This is a genomic window from Mitsuaria sp. TWR114, from assembly GCF_007997345.1.
The window spans coordinates 1-25,071 of sequence record NZ_VOSR01000039.1; the positions used below are offsets into that span (position 1 = coordinate 1).

21 protein-coding genes and 4 pseudogenes are annotated in these 25,071 nt (G+C 67.9%); 17 read left to right on the plus strand and 8 right to left on the minus strand.

The genetic code is table 11. From position 1 onward, the window contains the following. Positions 1-481: 481 nt before the first annotated feature. From FUT87_RS02325 to FUT87_RS30230, 7 genes and pseudogenes are all read left to right on the plus strand, one after another. The gene (locus tag FUT87_RS02325; RefSeq protein WP_147239938.1) at positions 482-2,182 is read left to right on the plus strand and encodes an alkaline phosphatase family protein; all 1,701 of its coding nucleotides are present in this window, start codon (positions 482-484) and stop codon (positions 2,180-2,182) included. Positions 2,183-2,309: 127 nt separating this feature from the next. Continuing rightward, a complete protein-coding gene (locus FUT87_RS02330) occupies positions 2,310-4,238 on the plus strand; it encodes an ABC transporter ATP-binding protein (protein ID WP_147239939.1) in 1,929 nt (642 codons plus the stop codon). Between the two features lie 306 nt (positions 4,239-4,544). Beyond that, a complete protein-coding gene (locus FUT87_RS02335; protein ID WP_147239940.1) occupies positions 4,545-4,871 on the plus strand; it encodes a hypothetical protein in 327 nt (108 codons plus the stop codon). Continuing rightward, the gene (locus tag FUT87_RS02340) at positions 4,838-5,218 is read left to right on the plus strand and encodes a hypothetical protein (RefSeq protein ID WP_147239941.1); all 381 of its coding nucleotides are present in this window, start codon (positions 4,838-4,840) and stop codon (positions 5,216-5,218) included. Before FUT87_RS02335 ends, FUT87_RS02340 begins: the two co-directional genes overlap by 34 nt. After that, the gene (locus FUT87_RS02345) at positions 5,218-5,535 is read left to right on the plus strand and encodes an HPr-rel-A system PqqD family peptide chaperone (RefSeq protein WP_147239942.1); all 318 of its coding nucleotides are present in this window, start codon (positions 5,218-5,220) and stop codon (positions 5,533-5,535) included. The genes FUT87_RS02340 and FUT87_RS02345 overlap by 1 nt, the downstream gene beginning before the upstream one ends. Then, positions 5,532-6,446, plus strand: a complete 915-nt coding sequence (locus tag FUT87_RS02350) for an HprK-related kinase A (RefSeq protein ID WP_147239943.1) — start codon at positions 5,532-5,534, stop codon at positions 6,444-6,446. The genes FUT87_RS02345 and FUT87_RS02350 overlap by 4 nt, the downstream gene beginning before the upstream one ends. Further along, a pseudogene (locus FUT87_RS30230) lies at positions 6,443-6,832 on the plus strand (nucleotidyltransferase family protein); the annotation flags it as partial. The gene FUT87_RS02350 and the pseudogene FUT87_RS30230, both read left to right, overlap by 4 nt. Before the next feature lie 120 nt (positions 6,833-6,952). Here the strand turns inward: FUT87_RS30230 and FUT87_RS31310 are convergent. Next, positions 6,953-7,024, minus strand: a pseudogene (locus FUT87_RS31310) (hypothetical protein); the annotation flags it as partial. A 113-nt stretch (positions 7,025-7,137) separates the two neighbouring features. Between FUT87_RS31310 and FUT87_RS02360 the strand changes: the two are divergent. Together FUT87_RS02360 and FUT87_RS02365 are read left to right on the plus strand one after the other, a co-directional pair. After that, positions 7,138-8,016 carry a LysR family transcriptional regulator gene (locus FUT87_RS02360; protein ID WP_147239945.1) on the plus strand — a complete coding sequence of 293 codons (879 nt, stop codon included), beginning with the start codon at positions 7,138-7,140 and terminating at the stop codon, positions 8,014-8,016. A 359-nt stretch (positions 8,017-8,375) separates the two neighbouring features. Next, positions 8,376-8,606, plus strand: coding sequence for a DUF3606 domain-containing protein (locus tag FUT87_RS02365; RefSeq protein WP_147239946.1), 231 nt, complete (start codon positions 8,376-8,378; stop codon positions 8,604-8,606). 77 nt (positions 8,607-8,683) lie between these two features. Here FUT87_RS02365 and FUT87_RS02370 read toward each other — a convergent pair whose 3' ends face one another. The 3 genes from FUT87_RS02370 to FUT87_RS02380 all read right to left on the minus strand — a co-directional run bounded on the left by FUT87_RS02370 (position 8,684) and on the right by FUT87_RS02380 (position 10,569). Beyond that, positions 8,684-9,451 carry a hypothetical protein gene (locus tag FUT87_RS02370; RefSeq protein ID WP_147239947.1) on the minus strand — a complete coding sequence of 256 codons (768 nt, stop codon included), beginning with the start codon at positions 9,449-9,451 and terminating at the stop codon, positions 8,684-8,686. A gap of 146 nt (positions 9,452-9,597) precedes the next feature. After that, positions 9,598-9,984, minus strand: a complete 387-nt coding sequence (locus tag FUT87_RS02375) for a response regulator (protein WP_186830318.1) — start codon at positions 9,982-9,984, stop codon at positions 9,598-9,600. Positions 9,985-10,113: 129 nt separating this feature from the next. Then, complete coding sequence (locus tag FUT87_RS02380; protein WP_147239949.1) at positions 10,114-10,569, minus strand: RidA family protein; 456 nt, start codon at positions 10,567-10,569, stop codon at positions 10,114-10,116. A gap of 162 nt (positions 10,570-10,731) precedes the next feature. Here FUT87_RS02380 and FUT87_RS02385 point away from each other — a divergent pair, with 162 nt between their 5' ends. Continuing rightward, positions 10,732-11,232: an endonuclease V gene (locus FUT87_RS02385; RefSeq protein WP_147239950.1), complete on the plus strand. Its 501-nt coding sequence runs from the start codon at positions 10,732-10,734 to the stop codon at positions 11,230-11,232. A 40-nt stretch (positions 11,233-11,272) separates the two neighbouring features. Here FUT87_RS02385 and FUT87_RS02390 read toward each other — a convergent pair whose 3' ends face one another. Continuing rightward, positions 11,273-12,772, minus strand: a complete 1,500-nt coding sequence (locus FUT87_RS02390; protein WP_147239951.1) for an efflux transporter outer membrane subunit — start codon at positions 12,770-12,772, stop codon at positions 11,273-11,275. Between the two features lie 104 nt (positions 12,773-12,876). Between FUT87_RS02390 and FUT87_RS02395 the strand changes: the two genes are divergently transcribed. The 6 genes and pseudogenes from FUT87_RS02395 to FUT87_RS02420 all read left to right on the plus strand — a co-directional run bounded on the left by FUT87_RS02395 (position 12,877) and on the right by FUT87_RS02420 (position 20,868). Further along, entirely contained in the window at positions 12,877-13,494 is a 618-nt protein-coding gene (locus FUT87_RS02395) for a TetR/AcrR family transcriptional regulator (protein ID WP_147239952.1), read from the plus strand. Positions 13,495-13,578: 84 nt separating this feature from the next. Further along, a pseudogene (locus FUT87_RS02400) lies at positions 13,579-14,693 on the plus strand (efflux RND transporter periplasmic adaptor subunit). Next, complete coding sequence (locus FUT87_RS02405; RefSeq protein ID WP_147239953.1) at positions 14,690-17,803, plus strand: efflux RND transporter permease subunit; 3,114 nt, start codon at positions 14,690-14,692, stop codon at positions 17,801-17,803. Before FUT87_RS02400 ends, FUT87_RS02405 begins: the two are co-directional and overlap by 4 nt. Then, the gene (locus tag FUT87_RS02410; protein WP_147239954.1) at positions 17,796-18,602 is read left to right on the plus strand and encodes an oxidoreductase; all 807 of its coding nucleotides are present in this window, start codon (positions 17,796-17,798) and stop codon (positions 18,600-18,602) included. Before FUT87_RS02405 ends, FUT87_RS02410 begins: the two co-directional genes overlap by 8 nt. 612 nt (positions 18,603-19,214) lie before the next feature. Then, positions 19,215-20,423 (plus strand): C2 family cysteine protease, encoded by a 1,209-nt coding sequence (locus FUT87_RS02415; protein WP_186830319.1) that lies wholly within the window; start codon positions 19,215-19,217, stop codon positions 20,421-20,423. A gap of 145 nt (positions 20,424-20,568) precedes the next feature. Next, positions 20,569-20,868, plus strand: coding sequence for a protease inhibitor I42 family protein (locus FUT87_RS02420; protein ID WP_186830320.1), 300 nt, complete (start codon positions 20,569-20,571; stop codon positions 20,866-20,868). A 535-nt stretch (positions 20,869-21,403) separates the two neighbouring features. Here the strand turns inward: FUT87_RS02420 and FUT87_RS02425 are convergent. Together FUT87_RS02425 and FUT87_RS02430 are read right to left on the minus strand one after the other, a co-directional pair. Further along, entirely contained in the window at positions 21,404-22,282 is an 879-nt protein-coding gene (locus FUT87_RS02425; protein WP_147239956.1) for a hypothetical protein, read from the minus strand. Continuing rightward, positions 22,279-23,124 carry a hypothetical protein gene (locus FUT87_RS02430; protein ID WP_147239957.1) on the minus strand — a complete coding sequence of 282 codons (846 nt, stop codon included), beginning with the start codon at positions 23,122-23,124 and terminating at the stop codon, positions 22,279-22,281. The genes FUT87_RS02425 and FUT87_RS02430 overlap by 4 nt, the downstream gene beginning before the upstream one ends. A 490-nt stretch (positions 23,125-23,614) precedes the next feature. Here FUT87_RS02430 and FUT87_RS02435 point away from each other — a divergent pair. Then, positions 23,615-24,234: pseudogene (locus FUT87_RS02435) on the plus strand (tyrosine-type recombinase/integrase); the annotation flags it as partial. Positions 24,235-24,376: 142 nt separating this feature from the next. On the opposite strand, the gene FUT87_RS02440 reads toward FUT87_RS02435, so the two are convergent. After that, positions 24,377-24,841: a hypothetical protein gene (locus FUT87_RS02440; RefSeq protein ID WP_147239958.1), complete on the minus strand. Its 465-nt coding sequence runs from the start codon at positions 24,839-24,841 to the stop codon at positions 24,377-24,379. Positions 24,842-25,071: the final 230 nt, after the last annotated feature.

Here is a 25,071-nt window from a genome sequence, read left to right on the forward strand (position 1 = left end):
GCACCGGCACGCCGGTGCGCCACTGGATCGAGGTCCTGGACGACGCGCTGTCCGCCTGAGCCGGGTCATCTCGTCACCGTCTTGTCACCGCGATCGCGCGTCGCGCCGCGGATGGACCAGCGGAACGTCGCATCGACGCATCACTCGCCGCGCAAACCTCGCCCACTTGAGGAGGAGTTCTCACATCTGAGGCCCAGCCCCGGGCAAACCCGGGCATGCGCATTGCCTGCGGCCCGCAGAATCGCCTCCCATAACAGGAGGGGAGCGCGTCAAGCGATCCAACCAGAAAGTGAAGAAGGCCGGTCACCATGTGGGGACCGGCCTTTTTTCCGTCCAGGCTTCGGCGCGAGGCGCCCAGGTTCAGGGTTTTCCCGTTGCGCAGGATGAGCACGGAAGCTGTCAGACGCCCGCCATGTGGCGGCCGGACGCGGATACTCCGCAGTCCTCCCTGCTTCAGCGGCTCCGCGGAGCCCGACCCGCCATGACCTTGACCCGTCGCACCTGGCTGCTGGTGCCCGTCCTGGCCGCGCTGACCGCCTGCGCCAACGCGCCATCCCCCTCCGCCAACAGCCCGGTCGCGGCAAGCCCTGACCCCGCCACCTCCCCCTTCACGGCGAAGAAGCCGCCCCGGCTGGTGGTCTTCATGGTGATTGACGGCCTGCCGATCCGGCAGGTGCTGGGCTACCGCGACCAATTGCAGCCCGACGGCTTCAAGCGCTTCCTGGACCGCGGCGCCTGGTTCGCCAACGCGTATTACGGCCATGGCTACACGGTCACCGCGGCCGGTCACTCGATCATGCTCAGCGGCGCCTATCCGCAGCGCAGCGGCATCATCGGCAACGAGTGGCGCGATCCGATGACCGGCACGCCGCAGTACAACACCGCCGATCCGCGCTACCAGTACATCGGCAACAACACCGAGCCACTGGCCGGCACCAGCCCGGAGAACTACAAGGTCGAGACCGTCGGCGACGTGCTGCGCACGCTGCAGCCCGCCGCCAAGGTGATCGGCATCTCCGGCAAGGACCGCGGCGCCATCCTGCCCGCCGGCCACAAGGGCACGGCCTACATGTACATGGGCGGCACCGGCCAATTCGCGTCCTCCACCTATTACATGGACCGGCATCCGGCCTGGGTCGACGCCTTCAACGCCGCCAAGCCGGCCGACCAGTTCTTCGGCAAGACCTGGGCGCCGATGCTGCCCGAGGCCGCCTACGCGCGCAGCGTGCCGGACGGCCAGCCCTGGCAGGCCAACAGCGGCAACGGCAACCGGCTGCCGGCCGTCCTGGGCGCCGGCATGGATGGCCCCGGTCCGCGCTTCTACGGCAACATCCTGCCCTCGCCGTTCGGCGACGAACTGACGCTGGCCTTCGCCCGCGCCGCCGTCGAGGGCGAGCGGCTCGGCGCGGATGAGCAGACCGACCTCCTGTCGGTGAGCCTGTCCAGCCACGACTACATCAACCACGCCTTCGGCCCCGAGTCGCGGCTGTCGCACGATCACTTCCTCCATCTGGATGCCCACCTGCAGTCGTGGTTCCAATACCTGGACGCGAAGGTCGGCCGCGACAACTACGTCGCCGTGCTGACCGCCGACCACGGCTTCACCGACACACCCGAATGGGCGAAGTCGCAAGGTCGCGACGCCGGCCGGATCAATCCGGCACAGGCCGTGGGCTTCGTCAACGCGGGGCTGGCGAAACAGTTCGGCGAAGGCCGCTGGGTGGTCGGCCTGTCCGGCACTGGCCTGATCTTCGACGAGGCCGCCATCCAGGCGAAGGGCCTGAAGCAGGACGAGGTCTATGCGGCGGCGCAGGCGCTGGTGCAGCAGGTCGAGGGCGTGCAGGTCGCGTTCACGCGGGCGCAACTCGCCGGCACCGACACCGCGACGCCCTACCTCGAGCAGATGCGCAGGTCCTGGTATCCGGGCATCGCGGCGCCGCTGCAGGTGGTGCCCAAGCCAGGCTGGATCTTCGGTTCGCGCCTGATGGGCACGACCCACGGCAGCCCCTACGAGGACGACACCCATGTGCCGCTGCTGACCTGGGGCCCGGCCTGGGTCGGGCAGGGCCGCATCGAGCAGCGCGTGGAGATCGTCGACCTCGCACCGACGCTGTCGGCCCTGCTCCACATTCCCGCGCCGCGGCAGGCGCAGGGCCGCTTGCTGCCCCTGCCGGCGCGCTGATCGCCCCGCCGGGCCGGCGAATCCCCCCATTCACCGCACCCACCCGCCACCGAAGCGGGGGTGGGATGCGTCCGCCACACGGCTCCTGTAGGCTGCTCGGTCTCGCAGAAGTGACAGGGAGACCGCCGTGTTTGGCTGGTTCGAAAAACTCGTCGATCCGTTTCCGCAGACCCCGGCGCCGCAACCGCCCAAGGGGTTCTTCGCCTTCGTCTGGGCGGGCTCGCACGGGATGCGCCGGCTGATCCTGGTGCTGACCGTCCTGACCGCCGCCATCGGCGCCTTCGAGGCGCTGCTGTTCTCGATGCTGGGCTCGGTCGTCGACTGGCTCAGCGAGGTCCCGCCCGCGCAGTGGTGGTCGACCCAGCAGGACAAGCTGCTGCTGCTGGGCGGCATCCTGCTGGCCAGCCCGCTGCTGATCGCGCTGCAGGCGCTGAGCAAGTACCAGGGGCTGTCCAGCAACTTCCCGATGCGGCTGCGCTGGAACTTCCACCGCCACCTGCTCGCCCAGAGCATGAGCTTCTACCAGGACGAGTTCGCCGGGCGCGTGTCGGCCAAGCTGATGCAGACGGCGCTGGCGGTGCGCGAGTGCTGGCTGATCGTCACCGACATCCTGGTCTTCATCACGATCTACTTCGTAACGATGCTGGGCGTGGTCGGCGGCTTCGACGCCACGCTGCTGCTGCCCTTCCTGGGCTGGCTGGCCTGCTACGTGGTGGCGCTGACCTACTTCGTGCCCCGGCTGGGCAAGGCCGCCTCCGCGCAGGCCGACGCGCGCAGCCTGATGACCGGCCGCATCACCGACGCCTACACCAACATCAGCACCGTCAAGCTGTTCTCCCACTCCAACCGCGAGGCCGGCTTCGCCCGCGGCGCGATGCAGGACTTCCTGGGCACCGCCTACCGGCAGATGCGGCTGATCAGCGGCTTCGAGATCGTCAACCATGCGCTGTCGATGGGCCTGATCGCCTCCACCGCCGGCATGACGGTCTGGCTGTGGACGCAGGGCCAGGTGGGCATCGGCGCGGTCGCGGCGGCAACGGCGATGGCGCTGCGGCTGAACGGCATCTCGCACTGGATCATGTGGGAGATGGCCAGCCTGTTCGAGCACATCGGCACCGTGCAGGACGGCATCACCACGCTGTCGCGCCCGGTCGCGATCCAGGACGCCGCCGGCGCGACCACGCTCTCGGTGACCCGGGGCGAGGTCCGCTTCGACCACGTCGACTTCAGCTACGGCGGCCGCAAGACCGTGCTGCACGACCTGACGCTGACGATCCGCCCGGGCGAGAAGATCGGCGTGGTCGGCCGCTCGGGCGCCGGCAAGTCGACGCTGGTCAACCTGCTGCTGCGCTTCTACGACGTGGACAAGGGCCGGGTGCTGATCGACGGCCAGGACATCGCCACGGTCACGCAGGACAGCCTCAGACGCCAGGTCGGCATGGTGACCCAGGACACCAGCCTGCTGCACCGCTCGGTGCGCGACAACCTGATGTACGGCCGGCCCGACGCGACCGAGGACGAGATGCGCGCCGCCGCCGAACGCGCCGAGGCGGTGGACTTCATCGACGGACTGACCGACCCCAAGGGCCGCCAGGGCTACGACGCGCATGTCGGCGAACGCGGCGTGAAGCTGTCCGGCGGCCAGCGCCAGCGGATCGCGATCGCGCGGGTGATGCTGAAGGACGCGCCGATCCTGCTGCTCGACGAGGCGACCAGCGCGCTGGACTCGGAGGTCGAATCGGCGATCCAGCGCAGCCTGTACCGGCTGATGGAAGGCAAGACGGTGGTGGCGATCGCGCACCGGCTGTCGACCATCGCGGCCATGGACCGGCTGATCGTGATGGACCAGGGCCGCATCGTCGAGCAGGGCGACCATGCCTCGCTGCTGGCCCAGGGCGGCCTGTACGCCAAGCTGTGGGCGCATCAGAGCGGCGGCTTCCTGGTCGAGGACGGCCTGGACGAGGACGGCCAGGGCGATGCGAAGCGCCGGCCCGCTGGCGGCCAGGCGCGCGAGGACGCCGACGACCGCGACGTCGTGCATGACGAGGCGGAATGACGACGGACGCCGGCCGCGAGCGCTGTCGCTCGAACAGGGCGGGCGGCATGGCGCGTTCGGCTCAAGGCGCGGAGGCGCTTGCGCACCACGCCGGCGATGAGTCGTTTGGCCTCAAAGGATTCGCCGAAAGCCCGCGCTAACTTATCCATCGTCGGAGGGACGCCGCACGCCACTCGTTCAAGGGGTTGGTCGGGGTTTCCGGTCGGTGCCTTGTATGAAACACTGCGGTCGCAGGTCGGACGGGAGCGCCGATCCGCTTGAGCGTCCGCCCCTTCCTGGGGCCCGTGCACCACGAAAGCTGAGCTTATGGACAACAGCAGCGACACCCACCAGCAGCCCTCGGCCACCCCGGCAACCGCCGCGGGCACCGTCGTCTCGCAGCGCCGCCGTCGTTTCATCCAGGCGGGCGTGGTGCCAGTGGGCCTGACGCTGGCCAGCCGGCCGGCGATGGCCTGGCACTGCAACACCACCTCGGCCTGGGGCTCGGCGATCCTGCGCAACGGCGGCGCCAGCGTGCAGGCCCGCGCCGATGCCGCGGTGATCAACAACACCGAGTGCTGGTACATCGCCAACTGGAAGGACAACACCGGCCGTCCCTGGTGCGCGGCGGCAACGCCCCCTGGAACTACGTGATCGCCCAGTGGTATTCCGGCAAGTCGCTCACCTACGCGCGCAACAACCTGACTGTGGCCAAGCTGTTCCCGGCCGGGTTGAAGAACGTCAGCGGCACCGCCAATGTCTACAACCTGCTGAAGAACGACTCGGCGGGCTACGGCACGATGATGATCGTGGCGCGCCTGAACACCCTGTTCGCCGGCAACAAGGTCAACCAGTGCGTGCTCTCGGCCACCGGCCAGGACATGCTGCTGCAGATGGCCTCGCAGGGCCCCGGCATCTTCAAGCCGGCCAACTCCACCGGCGCGGCCTGGACCCAGGCCGACTTCAAGAACTACCTGTACAGCAACTGGCTCGTGGCCTGATGGCCGGAGCCGCCTGGCACTGCAGGCCCTCGCTCAACAACGTGCTGCTCGCCTGGGAGGGCGAACAGCACGCGGTCTATTTCGACCCTGACACCGGGGACACCCACCTGATCGCCGCGCTCGGCGCGCAGCTGGCCGAATGGCTGGCCGCCGGGCCGCTGGACCGCGACCAGCTGCTGCAACGCCTGGCCCGCGACGTCGACTGGGACGAGCCGCCCATGCCCGAGGCGCTGGCCGAGCTGCTGGACCTGCACCTGCGCCGGCTGGCCGAGATCCACCTGCTGGCCGAAGGCCCGGTGGAGGAGCCGGCCGCTTGAGACTGCAGGACGTCGGCACCGCCGGGCTGCGGGCCCGGATGCGCGACGGCGGCGTGACGCTGCGGCTGTCGCCGTTCACCGTGCGCGTGCGCTCCGACATCCCGCACCTGGCCGCCGACGTGGCGACCATGTACCGCGACTTCGAAGTCGCCGGCGATGACGAATTCGTCGACTTCCACGTCGCCGTGCTGCGCAGTCCCCACTGGCTGAGCCGGCTGCAGGGCCGCGCCGAATTCTGGTTCGACGGCCAGCGCTCCTTCACGCCGCTGCCTGCCGCGCAGGCGCTGGCGATGCTGGAGTGGGGCATCAACTGGTGCATCGCCGCCCACGCCCACCAGTACCTGCTGATCCACGCGGCGGTGCTGGAGCGCGGCGGCCGCGCGCTGCTGATGCCGGCACCACCGGGTTCCGGCAAGAGCACCCTGTGCGCGGCGCTGGCGCATCGCGGCTGGCGGCTGCTGTCGGACGAACTGGGGCTGCTGGACATGAGCACCGGCCTGATCCACGGCATGGCGCGGCCGATCAACCTGAAGAACGCCTCGATCCCGCTGATCCGCGCCTTCGCGCCGGAGGCGGTGTTCAGCGCTTCCATGCCCAACACCGCCAAGGGCACGGTCGCGCTGGTGCGGGCGCCGCAGGACGCGATCGACGCGCGGCTCGCGCCGGCCCGCCCGGCCTGGGTCGTGCTGCCCGCGTGGCGCGCCGACGCGGCCGCGCAGCTCGTCCCGGTGGAGCGCGCCCGCGCCTTCATGGACCTGGCGGAGCAGTCCTTCAACTACGACGTCCACGGCCTGGCCGGCTTCCAGGCGCTGGGGCGGCTGGTCGACCGCTGCGGCTGCCACCGCTTCGAGTACAGCCGGCTCGACGAGGCCCTGGCCTGCTTCGACGCGCTCGAGGAGTCCGCGCCATGAGCGCCCGGCGCGACGATCGCCGCCGCCCGCTGCTCATCCGCGTGCTGCTGCAGCCCGCGGTCGCGGCCGGCTTGAGCCTGACTGACTGGGACCTGCTGCTGCGCCAGGCGCGGCGTTCCAATCTGGCCGGCCGGCTGGCCGAGCAGATGGAGGTCGGCGGCTGGCTGGACACGCTGCCGCCGCCCGTGCAGCCCCACCTGCGCTCGGCGCTGCTGCTGTCGCGGCGCCAGGTGCAGATGCTGCGGCGCGAGGTCGAGCTGCTGCGGCAGACGCTGGCCGAGCTGCCTGGCCCGCTGATCCTGCTCAAGGGCGCCGCCTACGCGCTGGGCGGTCATGCGCCGGCGCCGGGCCGGCTGTTCAGCGACATCGACCTGCTGATCCCGCCCGAGCAACTGCCGCGCTGCGAGACGACGCTGCTGGTGCACGGCTGGGATTTCGACGACGGCCTGGACGCCTTCAGGCAGCGACGCCTTGCCGGGTTGACGGACCAGGGCGCGGACCTGGGCGCCTTGCTCGGCCAGGCCGCGAACGACGAGGGAACCGATGGTTCCGGTGGAACCGATGACGAGGATGCTCATTTGAAACTCCGTTTGAAGAAGGGGGATGTCGGGGTGACGGACGAAAGATAGGCCGTTGCAGACGATGAACACAGCCGCCAGAATCGAGACATACCGTCTCGGATCCGGAACACATGGACCTCAATGCCCTGGTGGACTTCAACCTGGTGGCCACCCACGGCGGCTTCGGGCGCGCCAGTCGCGCCAGCCGCCGCTCGAAGGCCACGCTGTCGCGTCGCGTGGCGGATCTGGAAGAGCAGCTCGGCGTGCGGCTGATCGAGCGCAGCGCCAAGGGGCTGGAGCTGACCGACGCTGGCCGGCAGTTGCTCAGCCGGACCGCGGGTCCGATGGGCGAGGTGCTGGACGCGTTCACCGCGACGCGGGAGGGCGACGGCCAGGTGGCCGGCCGGCTGCGCGTGGCCGCCCCGGTGCTCTTCTCGCAGCTCGCGATGGGGCGTCATTGCGCCGAGTTCCGCCAGCGCTATCCGGGCGTCACGGTCGAGGTGGTGGCGGAGGATCGGGTGGTGGACCTGGTCGAAGAGCAATTCGACGTGGCGATCCGTCCCAACCCCCGGCCGGACACGACGCTCGTGGGCAGGAGCTTCGCCAAGGACCGGCTCGTCGTGGTGGCGGCGCCGTCGATCGCGAAGCCGCGGCGAAGCAGAACACCGGTGCGGGTGCCTGCCGTGGTCAATGCCTTTCGCGACGGCGAGACCTGGCCCCTGGACGGCACCGGCCTGACGCTGGAGCCGGTGCCCGTGTTGCGTTTGTCGTCCATGCTGATGCTGCGCGACGCCGCGATCGCCGGGGCCGGCGTCGCGCAGGTGCCGCAGTCGATCATCTGGGACCAGCTTGCGAAGGGCGCGCTGGTGCAATGGGGCGCGACGGGCGGCAAGGAGGTGGATCTGTGGGTGCTCCACACCTCGCGACGACTGGCCAGCCCGAAGGTCAAGGCCTTCGTGGATTTCATGTCATCGCGCTATCCCGATGGCCAGCTGGTGCTCGCCGGTTAGACGGCGCGCGGCAAGGGCTTCGCCGGCAAGCGAGAATTCGCCGGCCGCATCGACGGCACCCGAGCGCCAACCCGTCGCGATCCTCGCGAATGACGGCGCCCAGTCAAAGTCCGGAAGTATTCAGAAATGATGGAATGGATCCCGATCGTCCTGGTGACGTTCAAGCTGCTCGTGTTCGGCACCGGCATGTTCTTCGCCATCAAATGGCATTACGACAAAGAGAAGAAGAACCGGAAGAAGTGAGTCGAAGCGCGAGCCCAGGGCCACTCGCATGGCGAGTTTGAAACGGGGTCGCCCGCAGGAACGCAGCATGCCGCTCAGCCTGCGAGCGGGCCCGCGTCGTGGCCCGGGAGCAGGCCATGTCCGAAGAAGCAAGTTTCGCCTCGCCCTCCGGTGAACTCGGGCCACTCGTCGATGTCGGCGACCCTGGGCAGATGGACGCGTGGGCCAGGAAGCTCGATGTGTCGCCGCAGCAGATCCGGGAGGCCGTCGCCGCGGTCGGGACCTCGGCCGCCAACGTCGAGGAGTACCTCAAGGGCACTCGCGCGACCACGAATGCGGACAGGACGTCCAGTGCCGGGACGAACTGAGGTCGCGAGCGACTGCCGGTCCCGCTGCGGTCGCGCCGAAGGCGAGCGCTGAGCTCGGGGGCTGCCGCATCGCGTAGTCAGCGCCGCGGCGTGGGGTCCTGCGCGCTCCGTGGCGAATTGCATCCCACCGTCGAGAGCTGGTGTCGCTGCAGGGCTGCGTGCCACGCCGGGCTGCAGGCCACCGCTTCCGTCGCGGCGAGCAGCCGGTCCGTCACCCGCGCATCGGGCACCCGAATCACGACGCGCCGCACGATGACCTGCGGCTCCGGGAACGACCGCCATTTGAAGGGCTGAGGACATCCCGCGAGCCCGCCGCTGCCGGCCAGCTCGGAACGGCTCATCACCACGAAGTCCACCCGTCCCAGGCAGAGCTTCTTCAGGTTGGACACGTGGTCGGGCGCATCCTCCCGCTTGATCTTCCGTGCCTCGACATACGGTCCGAGCACGCGATAGATGTGCCCGGCAATGGCGCCGAAGCGCATGCCGACGAGGTCCTCCGGCGAGGACATCGGCAGCGGGCGCAGGCTCACCAGCACGTTCTCGTCCACCAGCAGCGGCACCGACCATTTGCCGGCCCTGGCTTCCTCCGACAGGAACTCGGGCGCGAGGAACACGGCGAGTCCCTGAAACCGCGGGCCTTCGAGCCTCAACTCCAGGCGCTTGCGCGGCACGGTCTCCAGCGTCAATGGCACCGGCAGCCTGGACGCGTCTCGCAGCAGCCGGACGAAAGTCGGCGCCAGGCCGCTCTCGGCGGCCTCGCCCGCCTGGACGAAGGGCGGCTGGGAGTAGCTGTTCAGGACGACGTAGCCGGTGCCGGGATCCTGGGCGATCGCCGTCGCCGGCATCAACAGCGCGGCGAGGAGCAGACCGACGGCGGAGGGGGCTCCCCAGCGGCTCGGCGCTTGGGGCGTCGCGAAGGGACTTGCCGAGGCGATCCGGCCGTCCGTCCGGGCGGACGGGTCGGCGTCAGCTGCGGAGCCCCGGCGCAGCATCACGGCCTCCGCTCGGCAACCCGCGACAGCAAGGTGCTCAGCTCCCGCTCGAGGTGGCTGAAGTCCACCGGCTTGAGCCAATAGGCGGCGGCGCCCGCGTCCAGCGCGCGGCGCCGGTCGGTCTCCGCGGAGAAAGCCGTCACCATCGCCACCGGCACCCGGCTGTCCGAGGGCAGAGAGCGCAGCCGGCGCAGGACCTCGAGGCCATCGCAGTCCGGCAACTGCATGTCCAGCAGCACGACGTCCGGGCGGAAGCGCTGGAATCGCTCGACGCCATCGGATCCCGTTTCCGCCACCTCGAAGTGCAGGCCGGGGAACCGGGTCGCCCACTGCTGCATCACCAGGATGTTGACGGGGTTGTCCTCGATGTAGAGGACCTTCCCCACCAGGTCAGTCTTGGAAGAGTGTCGCGCCTCCATCGCCATTCCTCACCTTCAGCGCAGTTCGCGGCGGCAATGGCAGGCATGCGGCAATCCCGGTGCCGGGCCTCGGTACCCGGCCGTCGTCGCGGCTCCTCAGGCGAGGGACAGGTCCACGCGGAAGGCGATCTCGATGAGTTGCTCGCGGAAGGCGAGGCGGGACACGCCGATGAGGTTGCTCGCGACGGCTGGCGTCGGTCCGTAGACCCGGCGCCGAACCTCGCCCGCGACCGCGAAGGCCGCATCCACGTCCAGCACGAAGAGCGTCTCCTCGACGACCTGGTCGAAGGTGGCGCCGAAGTGGGACAGCAGCCGGCGGGCGTTTTCGTAGGTCGTCTGCATCTGCAGCGCCATGTTGGAGAAGTCCTTGGGTCGGCCGTGCTCGTCCAGGGGCGCGGGCCCGACCAGGGCGCCGGCGGCATCGTGGCTGAGCTGCCCGGACACATGGATGATGTTGCCGACCTTCACCGCCTGCGCGTAGCCATAGGCCTGTTCCCAAGGGACGCCGAGGTTGGCGACTTCCTTCACTGCGGTGCCTGCTTTGTCGGACATGAGGTTGACTCCATTTGGATTCGGGGATGAAGAGGCCATGCTGCCGCGCCAGGCACGCGCGCGCCAGCCCACTTGGAGAGAGGGGAACTCGCTCGAAATGGGCGGATGCCCGCGGGCGTTGTCATGCAGGGCGGCGCGCAGTGCATGCTGATAATTCCGCGCATGAAACTCGTTGTCGCAGTTCATTTCGACGGTGCCCAGGCGAATGCCGCGGCGGTGGCTTTCGACGCCTGGGATTCGCCGGAGCCGATCAAGACCTATGTCTCGCCCATCGCGCCGGTCGAGAAGGCCGTCCGGGGTGCCGTCGACCTGAGGGAAGTCAGCTGCGTGATGCAGCTGCTGCGCGAGCACAGCCTTACTCCCGAGCTCCTCCTGATCGACGGCTTCGTCCATCTGGATACCGATGAAACGCCGGGCGTGGGCCGGCATCTGTATGAGGCGCTCGGCGGTGCGATCCCGGTCGTCGGCGTGTCGAAGAAAAGCCTGCCGGGCTTGTCGGCGCAGTCGGAGGTCCTGCGGGAAGACGAAGCGCCGCCTTTGGTGGTGACCTGCGCGGGGATCGACATTGGCGCGGCGAAGGTGCGGCTGCGGTCAATGCATGGCAGGAAGCGGGTGCCGACGCTCATGAAGCTCGCGGCACGTCTCGCGAAAAACAAGGAGTAGGGCCGCGCGGGCGAGGCCGCCCGGTGCCGATGTCACGCCTTCATTCGCCGCTGGGCTTCCACATCGAAGCGCTTTGCTGGTCGCGGGGGATCGTCTCCGCGTCCGGACTCCACCCGCCACCGAGCGCCTTGAAGGCGCCGACGGCCGCCCGGGCCGAGCCGGTGCGCGCCTGGACCTGCGCATCGGAGGCACGGAGCAGGTTCTCGTCGGCCTGCAGCACTTCGATCAGGCTGACGATGCCCTTCTGATAGGCGGCGAAGGAGGCCCCGCGCGCTCGCCGAAGGGCGTCCACGCCCTGGGCGAGCACCGCCGCCTGCGCTTCGCGTTTGACCACGGCGGTGAGGGCATTCTCGACGTCCTCGCCTGCCTGCAGTACGGCCAGTCGGTACGCGGCGAGCATCTCGGCCTCCTGGCCCCGCGTCAGGCGGATCTGCGCGTCGATGCGGCCGAAGTCGAACAGCCGCCAGCGCAGGCCGACGACGCCGGCCGCCTGGCTCGCGCCGCCGCTGAAGAGCTGGCCCGCCGACACCGACGTCGCATTGCCGATCAGGCCGCTCAGCGAGAGCTTGGGGTAGTACTCGGCCATGGCCGCGCCGATGCGCGCGTTCGAGGCGGCCAGATGCCGCTCGGCGACGATCAGGTCGGGGCGCCGCTGAAGCAGGTCGGCCGGGGCGCCGATGCCGGCGATGCCCGGCGCGATGGGCACCTCCGCGTCCGCGAGCCTGGCTGCATCGGTGCCCGCCGGGCTCCCGAGCATCACGTCCAGCGCATTCCTGGCGGCGTCCAAGCCCTGCTCGAGTTCAGGAATGGTGGCCTGCGCTTGAGCCAGTGCGCCTTCGGCCTGGCTGACCTGCAAGTCAGCCGCCAATCCCTTCCCATTCAGCAGACGGACGGTGGACAGCAGGTCCTCGCGCGTACGGACCTGGTCCCGCGCGATCACCAGGCGCGCCTGCAGTCCGCGCAGGGCGATGTAGAGATCGGCCGTCTGGGCGGCCACGGCCAGCCGGGCTGCCACGGCGCCGGCTTGCGAGGCCTGGTATTCCGCGATCGCGGCTTCCCGCTCACGGCGCAGGCCGCCGAAGATGTCCAGTTCCCAGCTCGCGTTGCCATTCAACTCGTAGGCGCTGCCGTGCCGATCGAATCCCGGCCGCGAATCGAGGATGCGCCCGAGCGGAGTTTCGACGGACTGGTAGGCGCGCGCCGCCTGGCCGCTGACGCTGCCGATGGGCAGCAGCGCGGCGTTGGCGGCGCCCACGCCCGCTTGCGCCTGGGCGACACGCGCGGCCGCGCGGGCGAGGTCCAGGTTCTGCGCCAGTGCCAGCGTGACGACCCGCGTCAGCTGCGGATCGCCGAAGCCTTCCCACCAGCGGACAAGATCGGCGTCCGCCGCCGCCTGTCGCTGGTCCAACTGGGATTGCCCATGGAAGCGCTCCGGCAGGACGGGCCGGGGCTGGACGTAATCGGGACCGACGGCACATCCGGCCAGGCCGGCCGCCATCAGCGATGCAACAAGGGATGCGGCGGCGAGGCTGCGCGACATGGGGGACCTCTCAAGAGCTGGATGTGATCTGAATGTTTCGAGTGACTATATTACCAAATGGTCACTCGTTGTCCATTCGGGTCGGCTCGCGTAAGCTTTCCGTGATGAAACCGACTAGCAGTTCCCCAACCCCCTCGCGCGGCCCCGTCGACCACGAGGTCCGCGACCAGGTCGTCGTCGCGGCCACCGAGCACTTCAGCCGCTATGGCTACGAGAAGACGACGGTGTCCGACCTCGCCAAGGCCATCGGCTTCTCCAAGGCCTACATCTACAAGTTCTTCGAGTCCAAGCAGGCCATCGGCGAAATGATCTGCGCCCAGTGCATCGCGGAGATCGAGGCCTCGGTCGCAGCCTCGCTGGCGGACGCGGCATCGCCGTCGGACAAGATCCGCCGCCTGTTCAAGGCCTTCACCGAGGCCAGCCTGCGGCTGCTCTTCCAGGACCGCAAGCTCTATGAGATCGCCGCGTCGGCCGCCACGGAGCAATGGGCCGTGGTCGCCGCCTATGACCAGCGCGTGCAGCAGCTGCTCCGCGACGTGCTCCAGGAAGGCCGCGCCAGCGGCGACTTCGAGCGCAAGACCCCGCTCGACGAGACGGTCATGGCCATCTACCTGGCCCTGCGTCCCTGCTTCAATCCGCTCATGCTCCAGCACAGCCTGCATCTGGCCGAGGAAGCGCCGGCGCATCTCTCGAGCCTCGTCCTGAGAAGCCTGTCACCCTGAATCCCCGTTTTTCATGTGTGACCATTGACTAAATTGGTCACTAGTTCCAGAATGAAGGCCTGATCACTCGTCATTGGGGCTTTCATGCGCCGGCGTCGCCTTCCCGTTTCCACGCTTCTTCTCAGCCTGCCGGTCCTGCTCGCGGCCTGTGGCGAGAAGCCCGTCGCAGATCCCCGGACCGAGGCGCCGCTGGTGCGCGTGGCCACGGTGCAGACCGCGGCGCCCACCACCCGGTCGTTCACCGGCACCATCGGCGCCCGGGTCCAGAGCGATCTGGGTTTCCGCGTTCCCGGCAAGGTGCTGGAGCGGCTGGTGGACGCCGGACAGACCGTCAAGCGCGGCCAGGCGCTGATGCGCATCGATCCCGAGGACCTGAAGCTGGCCGCCCATGCGCAGCAGGAGGCGGTGGCGGCGGCGCGGGCGCGGGCCCGGCAGGCCTCCGAAGACGAGGCGCGCTATCGCGATCTGCGCGGCACCGGCGCCATCTCCGTGTCCGCGTATGACCAGGTCAAGGCGGCGGCCGATGCCGCGCAGGCCCAGCTCAGCGCGGCCGAGGCCCAGGCCGATGTCGCCCGCAACGCCAGCCGCTATGCGGTGCTGCTGGCCGATGGCGACGGCGTCGTCATGGAGACGCTGGCGGAACCGGGCCAGGTCGTCGCGGCGGGACAGCCCGTGCTGCGCCTGGCACACGCGGGACGGCGCGAGGCGATCGTGCAGTTGCCCGAAACGCTGCGCCCGGCCCTGGGCTCCAGCGCCCAGGCGACGCTTTTCGGCCGCGGCGGCGACGCATCGCCCGCCAAGCTGCGGCAGCTCTCGAACGCGGCGGATCGGCTGACCCGCACCTTCGAGGCCCGCTACGTGCTGGAGGGCGAGCTCGCCAGCGCGCCGCTCGGCGCCACGGTCACCGTGCAGATCCCGGAAGGGCCGGCGCGCCGGCCGCCGGCGCCTACGTGCCGCTGGGCGCGCTGTTCGACGCCGGCAAGGGGCCGGGCGTGTGGGTCGTGCAGGGGGAGCCGGCCAAGGTGTCCTGGCGGCCGGTCGCGGTCCAGCGCCTGGACGAGGAAGGCGCGCACATCGGCGGCCAGATCAAGCAGGGTGACCGGATCGTCACGCTCGGCGCGCATCTGCTGCGCGAGGGCGAGCAGGTCCGCGTCGGCTCCGGCGCGGCGGTGGCGTCCACAGCGGGAGCCCGTCCGTGAGCGAAGGCCGATTCAACCTGTCGGCCCTCGCCGTGCGCGAACGGGCCATCACGCTGTTCCTGATCCTGTTGATCTCGCTGGCGGGCGTGGTCTCGTTCTTCAAGCTGGGGCGCGCCGAGGATCCCTCCTTCACCATCAAGGTGATGACCATCATCACGGCCTGGCCCGGCGCGACCGCGCAGGAGATGCAGGACCAGGTGACCGAGAAGATCGAGAAGCGTCTGCAGGAGTTGCGCTGGTACGACCGCAGCGAGACCTACACCCGCCCGGGACTGGCCTTCACGACGCTCACGCTGCAGGACAGCACGCCGCCCTCCGCGGTGCAGGAGGAGTTCTACCAGGCCCGCAAGAAGATCGGCGACGAGGCGCGCAACCTGCCGCCCGGCGTGATGGGCCCCTTCATCAACGACGAGTACTCGGACGTCACCTTCGCGCTGTACGCGCTCAAGGCCAAGGGCGAGGAGCCGCGCCTGCTGGTGCGCGACGCCGAGACGCTGCGCCAGCGGCTGCTGCACGTGCCGGGCGTCAAGAAGGTCAACATCGTCGGCGAGCAGGCCGAACGCATCGAGGTGCAGTTCTCGCAGGAGCGCCTCGCGACCCTGGGCCTTTCGCCGCAGGAGGTCTTCGCCGCGCTCAACAACCAGAACGCGCTGACGCCGTCCGGCTCGGTCGAGACGCGCGGGCCGCAGGTGTCCATCCGCCTGGACGGCGCCTTCGACGAGCTGCAGAAGATCCGCGACACGCCGCTAGTGGCGCAGGGGCGCACGCTGAAGCTGTCCGACATCGCCACGGTCAAGCGCAGCTATGAGGACCCCGCGACCTTCCTGATCCGCAACGGCGGCGAGCCCGCGCTGCTGCTGGGCGTCGTCATGCGCGAGGGATGGAACGGGCTGGACCTGGGCAAGGCGCTGGACCACGAGGTCGGCGCGATCAACGCCGGCCTGCCCCTGGGCCAGGCCCTGACCAAGGTGACCGACCAGGCCGTCAACATCGACGCCTCGGTCGACGAGTTCATGGTGAAGTTCTTCGCCGCGCTGATGGTGGTGATGCTGGTGTGCTTCGTCAGCATGGGCTGGCGGGTGGGCCTGGTGGTCGCCGCGGCGGTGCCGCTGACGCTCGCGGTGGTCTTCGTCGTGATGCTGGCCACAGGCAAGAACTTCGACCGCATCACGCTGGGCTCGCTGATCCTGGCGCTGGGCCTGCTGGTGGACGACGCCATCATCGCCATCGAGACCATGGTGGTGAAGATGGAGGAGGGCTACAGCCGCGTCGCGGCCTCCGCCTACGCCTGGAGCCACACCGCCGCGCCCATGCTCTCGGGCACGCTGGTCACCGCCGTGGGCTTCATGCCCAACGGCTTCGCGCGGTCCTCGGCCGGCGAATACACCGGCAACATGTTCTGGATCGTCGGCATCGCGCTGATCGCGTCATGGGTGGTGGCGGTGGTCTTCACGCCCTACCTCGGCGTGAAGATGCTGCCGGAGCTCAAGCGCGTCGAGGGCGGGCATGACGCGCTCTACGGCACGCCGAACTACCAGCGCTTCCGCCGCATGCTGGGCTGGGTCATCGCGCGCAAGTGGCTGGTCGCCGGCTCGGTCGTCGGATTGTTCGTGCTGTCGGTGCTGGGCATGGGCGCGGTGAAGAAGCAGTTCTTCCCGGTCTCGGATCGCCCGGAGGTCCTGGTCGAGGTGCAGATGCCTTATGGCTCGTCGATCGCCCAGACCAGCGGCGCCGCCGCGAAGGTCGAGGCCTGGCTGGCCAAGCAGGGCGAGGCCAAGATCGTCACGTCCTACATCGGCCAGGGTGCGCCGCGCTTCTACTTCTCGATGGGCGCGGAGCTCCCCGATCCCTCGTTCGCGAAGATCGTCATCCGGACGGACAGCCAGGACGAGCGCGAGGCGCTGAAGCTGCGCCTGCGCCGGGCCATCGCCGACGGCCTCGCGCCCGAGGCCCAACTGCGCGTGACGCAACTCGTCTTCGGCCCCTACTCGCCGTATCCGGTGGCGTACCGCGTCAGCGGTCCCGACCCCGAGGTGCTGCGCGGGATCGCCGCCGAAGTGAAGCAGGTGATGAATGCCAGTCCGCTGATGCGCACGGTGAATACGGACTGGAACTCGCGCGTCCCGGCGCTGCATTTCAGCTTGCAGCAGGACCGCCTGCAAGCCGTCGGCCTCAGCTCCAGCGCGGTGGCGCAGCAACTGCAGTTCCTGCTCAACGGCGTGCCGGTCACGGTGGTGCGGCAGGACATCCGCAGCGTGCAGGTCATCGCTCGCGCCGCTGGCGATTTCCGGCTCGACCCGGCCAAGCTCGGCGACTTCACGCTGACCGGCGCGAACGGGCAGCGCATCCCGCTGTCCCAGCTGGGCGAGATCGAGGTCCGTCCCGAGGAGGCCGTCATGCGCCGGCGCGACCGCGTGCCGACTATCACGGTGCGGGGCGACATCGCTGAAGGCTTGCAGCCACCGGACGTGTCGACAGCCATTTCGCATCAGCTGCAGCCGCTGATCGCGAAGCTGCCCAGCGGTTATCGCATCGAGCAGGCCGGCTCGATCGAGGAGTCGGGCAAGGCGACGACGGCGATGCTGCCGCTGTTCCCGATCATGGTGGCGCTCACGCTGCTCATCATCGTGCTGCAGGTGCGCTCGCTGTCCGCGATGGTGATGGTCTTCCTCACCAGTCCGCTGGGCCTGATTGGCGTCGTGCCCACGCTGCTGCTGTTCCAGAAGCCGTTCGGCATCAATGCGCTGGTGGGCTTGATCGCGCTGTCGGGGATCCTGATGCGCAACACGCTGATCCTGATCGGGCAGATCCACCACAACGAGCAGGCCGGCCTGACGCCCTTCCACGCGGTGGTCGAGGCCACGGTGCAGCGCGCCCGCCCGGTGATCCTGACGGCGCTCGCCGCCATCCTGGCCTTCATTCCGCTCACCCATTCGGTGTTCTGGGGAACGCTGGCCTACACGCTGATCGGCGGGACCTTGGCGGGCACCGCGATGACGCTGGTCTTCCTGCCCGCCATGTACGCCATCTGGTTCAAGCTCAAGCCGGGCGATGCCACGGTCGAGTCCACGTCTCCTCTCTTTCCCGCTGCAAAGGACGCCCATGTCTGATTCCCAAGTTGTCGTGATCACCGGCGTGTCGTCGGGCATCGGTCGCGCAAGCGCTGAACTCTTCGCCAAGCGCGGCTGCAAGGTCTTCGGCACCGTGCGCAACGTCGCCAAGGCCTCGCCCATCGCGGGCGTGACCCTGGTGGAGATGGACGTCCGCGACAGCGCGTCGGTGGAGGAGGGGATCCTGGCGGTCCTGAACCAGACCGGCCGCATCGACGTGCTGGTCAACAGCGCCGGCGTGACGCTGCTCGGGGCGGTTGAGGAGACCTCGGTGGAAGAGGCACAAGCGCTCTTCGACACCAACGTGTTCGGCGTGCTTCGCACCACGCAGGCGGTGCTGCCGTCGATGCGCAAGCGCCGCGCGGGCAGGATCGTGAACGTCAGCTCCGTGGTGGGCTTCCTGCCGTCGCCGTACATGGGCGCGTACTCGGCGTCCAAGCATGCCGTCGAGGGCCTGTCCGAGACGATGGACCACGAGCTGCGCGCCTTCGGCATCCGCGTCGCGCTGGTCGAGCCGTCGTTCACGCGGACCAACCTGGACCTGAACGCACCGCAGGCGGCCTCGGCCATTTCTGCCTATGACGCGGAGCGCAAGCTCGTGGTCGCCGCGATCGAGAAGAGCGTCAGGAAGGCGCCGGAGCCCGAGGGCGTGGCGCGGACCATCGTCGACGCGGCGCTCGGTCCGTGGCGGATGCGGACCACGCCCAAGGGCGAGGCCACGCTGCTGAAACGGCTGCGCCGCTTCATGCCGGCGGGTCCCGTCGATGCGGGACTGCGAAAGAACTTCGGACTGTCCTGATGCCCCGGACGCCGTGCGCGTCCGGTCTTTTCGTTCCTTGATGAGGAGGTTCCCATGCGCCTGGTCACTGCTTCAGCCGCCGTGCTGCTCTCACTTGTGCCCCTGCTGGCGATGCCCAACCCAAGACGGAGCCAGCGCCTCCCAAGGTCGCCAAGAGCTGCCGCAACGTCAGCGCGGAGATCCGCTCGGGCGCGCCGCTGACCCGCGAGGCGGTGGTCGCCGAGATGGTGCGCGCTCGCGCGGAAGGCGAGATGGACTACCACATCAGCTCCACACCGCCTGCGGGCGCGCGACCCCTTTGCGAATCGTCGCCGGCGGCGTTGGCCGCATCGGCGCCTGCCGCGAGCGCTACCGCCCGTTGACGATCGAGGTGCGCTCGATCGGCGACGAGCCAGCGTGATCTCCCTCCGCGCCGTCTGTCCGACCTCGCATCAGCAAGGTTGAGGATGGCGCGCCCCTGAGCGCGGCGCCGCCCCCTAGATGTCAAGTTGAGGGGCCTCCCGGTGACGCCTAGATTGGCAGTCGAGTGGCGAGTCGTGGCCGGATCCTCCGGTCACGAAGCCCGCCGCTTTCGACGCTGCTTCTGGTGCGTCAATGAACAGGGAGACTTCAATGAATGAGCCGAAAGTTGGCCTGGCGAATCCCTACGCGGTTGCTGAACTCGCGTTGGGCAGGAACGTGCGCTGGAGTGCGGTCACGGATCGAGATGCCTTCGTGAAGAAGACGCTCGGTGCGTCGGTCGAGGAGCTGTCCAAGCCGGTCCCCGGCAACCTCCTCGTGAGCGGCCTGGCCGACTCTCAGGGATCGCTCGCCGGCATCCAGGAGATGAAGCCCGACCAACGGGCCAAGGCCCTGGGGTCAATGGCCAAGGGCAGCCCGATGGAGGCGGTGCTGTCGAAGCTGTCGCCGGACGCCCTTCAGCGTGTGGTCGGCGCACTGGCCGGCGGGGACAAGGGCAGCGCGCCGTCGGCCACTGCGGCCAAGGGCGTCACGGCGCCCGGATACACGCCGCCAGGGGCGGTCTGGGCCGATCCCGGCGACTTCTTCGAAGAGGCTGCCGAGTACTTCGACCCGGTCCAGGGCGCGCTGGGCGACTGCTACTTCATCGCCGCGCTGTCGGCGGTGGCGTGGTCGCGTCCCTACGTGATCATGCAGCGCTCGCGCGCCACCGGCGCCGCGGCGGCGAGCTTCGTCGATCGCATCGACTTCTATTCCGGCGGCCTGAAGACGATGGAGGTGTCGGAGCGCGTGCCGCTCGTCACGAGCACGAATGCCTGGATCTATGCGCGCTCTTCCGAAGCCGGCGAGATCTGGCCGGCGGTCTACGAGAAGGCCTTCGCGAAGTGGAAGACCAATGACGCGACCGACGAGCCGAACTACGGGCCGATTGCCGGCGGCTGGCCGGTGCAGGCGACGACGGAGTTGACCAATCTGACGGGCGTCACCAAGACCTGCTCGGCGCTCAGCGAGGACGACATCTGGACGGCGGTGCGGTCCAACTGCCTGTCGTATCGGACCTTCAATCCGATGACTGCCTGGACTTTCTGCCAGACGCCATCGCCGGTGGAATACAGCGGCACGGGGATCGTCGGTTATCACGCCTACACGATCCTGGGCTGGGCCTACGTCAACAACACGAAGTACATCGTGCTTCGCAATCCGTGGGGACACAACAGCCCGGTCATCAACAGCCTCCCGGGCAACTGGTCGGCGTATGACACGAGCTTCTGGCGCTCGGTGCCCTTGAATGCCGGCGGCGTCTTCGCGATTCCCGCGGGCACCTTCAAGAAGTACTACTGGCAGTTCGGTTGGGCGAGTTGAGCGCACGGAGCGCATGGCTCCAATAGCGGGGCCCGTGACGGCCTCCGCGCCTGGTTTCGTCCAGGCGCGGAGGCCGTTGTCGTCACGCCGATTCGCCGACCGGCGTTGACATCGGAAAGGCGCCAGGATGGTTCCAGTGCTGAGCGTGGCTGACAACGGCAAGACGATTGACCTGCGAGTCGGTCATTCGGTCCTGTTGCGCCTGCCTGAGAACCCGAGCACGGGGTACGGCTGGACCCTCGATGCCGATTCCCGTCTGGTGGAGATCAGCGAGAAACGCCACGTCCATTCGGCAGAGACGGTCGGCAGCGGCGGCGAGTCGCAGTGGTCGATCAAGGCCACGGCACCGGGGAGGACGACGCTGAGGCTCAAGCACTGGCGGGAATGGGAAGGGGAGGGGTCGGTGACGGAGCGATATGAAGTCGGACTGGTGATTTCGGCTTAGCGCTGGCTATGAGTGACTGGTACTGCTCTTGGTGAAATGGCGCTCTCGATCTGATGCTGCCGCTCAGCTCACGACCGTGAGCTACGGCGGAAGGCTGATCTCGGTCGTTCGCAAGTCAGGTCCTGACCGGCCGCTCGCGCCAAGACCGGTCGCTCAGGTCGGGGCGCCTGGCTGACGGCTTCGCCCGTCTCAAGCCTTCGTGAGCGACCGTTTCCGCTCTTCGCGACAAGCTGATGTCGACCCCAAGCGGAAGTAGTAATCGACAGATCGACGGGATGTCAACAGTCATTCGCTGCGCGGAAGGTCGAAGATCTTTACCCCTGGCATGCATTCGCCTTCGTGGATGCGAGTCTTCTCCGTCGAGCTCGGGCAACGTTCAGCTTCCGCGCGCTGCGCGGCATCTCCCGCGAGGCCCAACGCCGCTCCGCTGCGCTAAAGGGTAATGGCATGCCACCTCTGCGCGGATTGGGTGATCACCCCAGCAGCAGTTGCACGCCAAGGCTGTTGCCGATCCGATTGGCCGACATGGCGGAGGTCAGACGACTGCGTGAATCCCCGCCATCACCTCTCCCCGTGCATGTATCGCGGCGGCTCGGCCATCCTGCGTGATCCACAGAATCCCGCTGTCCCCGCGAAAGGTGCCCGGTGGATCGACGTTTAGCACGACGTCGCATCGCTCGCCCATCGCCACCGCTTCGACGCCGATCACCAAGGCCTTGCGTAGCGGTGCCGGCGAGCTGAGCGGCTCAAGCGGACTGAACCCGAAGACTCCCTGGTTGACCAGCGAGTGCAAGTCGGTCACGACCCTAAGAGGTTTGGCGGCACGCGCTCGCGCTGCCAGCGTCGGGTCACGCAGTTCGAAGAGCCCGCAGTCGAGATAGCCGAAGTTGCCAGGCACCGCGGACCCGGGCGCGTAGGCCAGATAGACGCTCTGCCCAGTCGGGTACCACCGCTTGTCCACACCAAAGTACTCGACAACTGTCGGGGTCGCGGGGTTCTGGTCAACGCCTTCTAGACAGTGCGCGCAGGTGATGCCAAAGAGCGTGGAACCGGTGAGTGCAAAGCAGCTCAGCGTGCCCTGCGTTCGGCCATCGCTGACGATGGTTGGCGCTATCTGCGTCGCCTGTTCGGCCATGCGGGGCCAGGCGATGACATCGGTCTTCACGACCTCATCACCGACCCGCATGCTGGCCGGCACCCGCTTGCGTGGGCTTAGCTCGGACTTGGCCACCTTCTCTCGCACGAAGTAGGTGATGCCAATCTGATCGGTCGGCCTGCCGCCTTGCAACTTCACCGCCAGCATCGAGCCGAGAATGTCGCTGCGACTGCCGACTCGGTCATCCAGCTGCGCGCGCAAGGCCGCAACGGCCTTCACACGAGCCTTCGCGCGACTTTTGGTGGTCTCACGCGTCATTGCGGCATAACACGGCGCAGCGAGATGGGCTTGCCCGCGTCCTGGACGATTTCATACAGCTCGAAGTCCGGCTGCGCTTCCTTCGCGGGCTCGGTGGCCTTGACCAAGTCGCCGAGCGCGGCCACCCAGTCCTGAACCTTCTGAAGTGCGACGTCGCGCTTCGTGCCCGCGGTCGTAGGCTTCGGCAGTTTGCCCAGCGCGTCGCACTGCGCCTTGATGACCGCGTACTGCGCCTCGTGCTGCGGGGCCTTGGTCGGATCGGTAAGGACGCTGCTGGCATTCGAAAGCGCGACAGCCGCAGACTTGAGCGTCGTCTTGTGATCGTCGATGAGGTCCAGTTTGTCCGCGGACGCTGAAATGTCCTTGGAGATGGCCGCGACCTTTTCACCGACGTCCTTGGCAGCGGGGGCTGCCTGCTTGGTGGAAATGCCCGCCAGCACAGCGGCGGCATCGGCCGCCGTCTTGGCGGCTCCTGCGCGTGCGGTGATGAGGCCAGCTACGGAAGTGAGCATTTCTGGGATTTTGGTGTCGGTCTCCTGCCCAAAGGTCGTCATCTGGCCGCCGCTCAAGCTGAGCGACAGCTTGGCGGAGCCAAAGCCGGAATTGGGCTTGGCGTAGATGACCTGTGACGGATCGGTGATGTAGATGATCGAGCTCTCCACCGGCTTGGCTTCCGCTCCAGTTCGGGCGACCAGCAGATACGGCTTGGCGCCATAGATCGGGATCCCGGTGGAAGTCGTAAGCGCCTTGTCTTGGTAAAAGTCAACACCGGCACAACCGGTGAGCGCGATGGGGGCAATCACCGAAAGTAGGCGAAACGCGGGCTTGAGCTTATTGAGCATCACAGGGCTTTCCGAGGTGTTGGGGCTTCCGAGCGGGTTAGTTGTAACCGTTTACCCCTTGGCAAACATCCCTAAAACTGACGAGCCCAGCGCAATTCCGGTCGAGTCCGACGTCGACCGGAATGCCACCACGAAGCCGGCGTCGAATCGCCGCTGAACCGGGAACGCGACAGCACGTTTGCGGGCCATCGGTCCCGCCCTAGCCACAAATGAAGATCCTACGAACTGTCAACGTCGAATGCGGCTTCAAGAGCGTGGCCGGCGGCCTTCGTGAAAGATCCGGGTTAGTCCGCTGGACTGGATACCCTCAAGCTGACGGTCACCAAGGTTGGGACTTGGCCGGGACCGACATTTCACCAACACGCCGGGAAGCTGACTGTCGGCTGACTTTGGTAGTCTCGCGCCGCCCACGCGCGGATCAAGCAAGGCGGCGACCTCGGCCGGCTTGCGAGTGCATCCTGTGGAGCCCTCAACTCGATGGGAGACCATCATGGGAACCACAGGCAACCCCATTCATTGCGAGCCTTGGAACAAGGGCAAGCTTGTCGGGCAGAAGGCGCCCTTCAAGCTCAAGGACATCTGGGCGCTGCGCGTCCCCCTCCAGATGGAGGGACGGGGGCGCGAATTCGCACTGTTCAACCTCGGCATCGACAGCAAGCTGCGCGGATGCGACCTCGTCTCGCTCAAGGTCAGGGACGTGTGTCATGGCGACCAGATAGCGACACGCGCTGTCGTCGTGCAGCACAAGACGCAGGACCTGTCCAGTTCGAGATCACGCAGGCTACCCGAGACGTCTTGCAGACCTGGATCAGGCAAGGCGGGCTGAAGTCCGAGGACTTCCTGTTTCCGAGCCGGCTGCACGACTCGCCGCATCTGGGCACCCGACAGTACGCTCGAATCCTGGGGCACTGGGTCGATGAACTCGGCCTTGACCGCGCCGAGTACGGGACGCACTCGATGCGCAGGACCAAGGCAACGCTGATCTACCGGCGCACGAAGAACCTTCGGGCCGCTCAGTTGCTGCTCGGGCACTCCAAGCTCGAGTCGACGGTGAGGCACCTCGGCATCGAGGTGGATGACGCTCTTGAGATCTCCGAGCAGACGGAAATCGGAGGCGCTCACCGGCGGCCGCGCCGGCGTCAGCTCGAGCCGGCCGCTCTGAACGGCGGCAATCTGGGGTCCGGGCGAACTGGAGGTCCCGGCCATGACCGGCCTCTAACGACTGTCGGCCGTACGTCGGCCTACCTGTGTCCTACTTGCTGCGCCCACTAGGGTCGCGAAGCGGGTACTCGCCCAGAACTCCTCGGCAACCATTGATGATCGCCGGCAAGAACGATTGATCGAATGACGCGTTGAACTCGTGTCGTTCCGACATTTCGTCGGGGGTGATTCGAATTTGCACATCGATGTGGCCAAGCGTCCTGGCAGTCAAGGTGACGGCGAGGTTCGGCTCCATGCATTCGAGCTTCGCAACTCCGGAGAGAGACGCATGCAGACCCTCGCATCCCTCCAGAAGTCCGTGCAGTTCACCCAGATGAACAATGGCTCCTTCTGCTTCCACCGATGAACCTACTGAATCGCACCGGGCGGTCACTCGCAACCAGTTGCCATCCCAGTAGTCCTGTGCTGCTGGAAACTGGCGCCCGTGAACCCAAAGCTTTAGACCAGCGATCTGTAAGCTTGGCTTGCCGAAATCGATTTTTTGGCTGTTGGACATGACACGTAGGCGAGGTAGTCAGGAGCCGGACACAGGCCCCTTCACCGGCTAGTCTACGGGATGGCCTGACGCCTCGAATGTCCGCTTCGAGGGCGGGAGATCGCCCCTGTCGAATTCCGCTTTGGGTCGATTGGGTGAGTTCATGGACGCGGGAAGCTGACTCCGGTGATACCGAAGTCGGCTCGCCCGCGTAAGCGCAGCGAACGGCAGGTCGCGCCCGCCAACCGGTC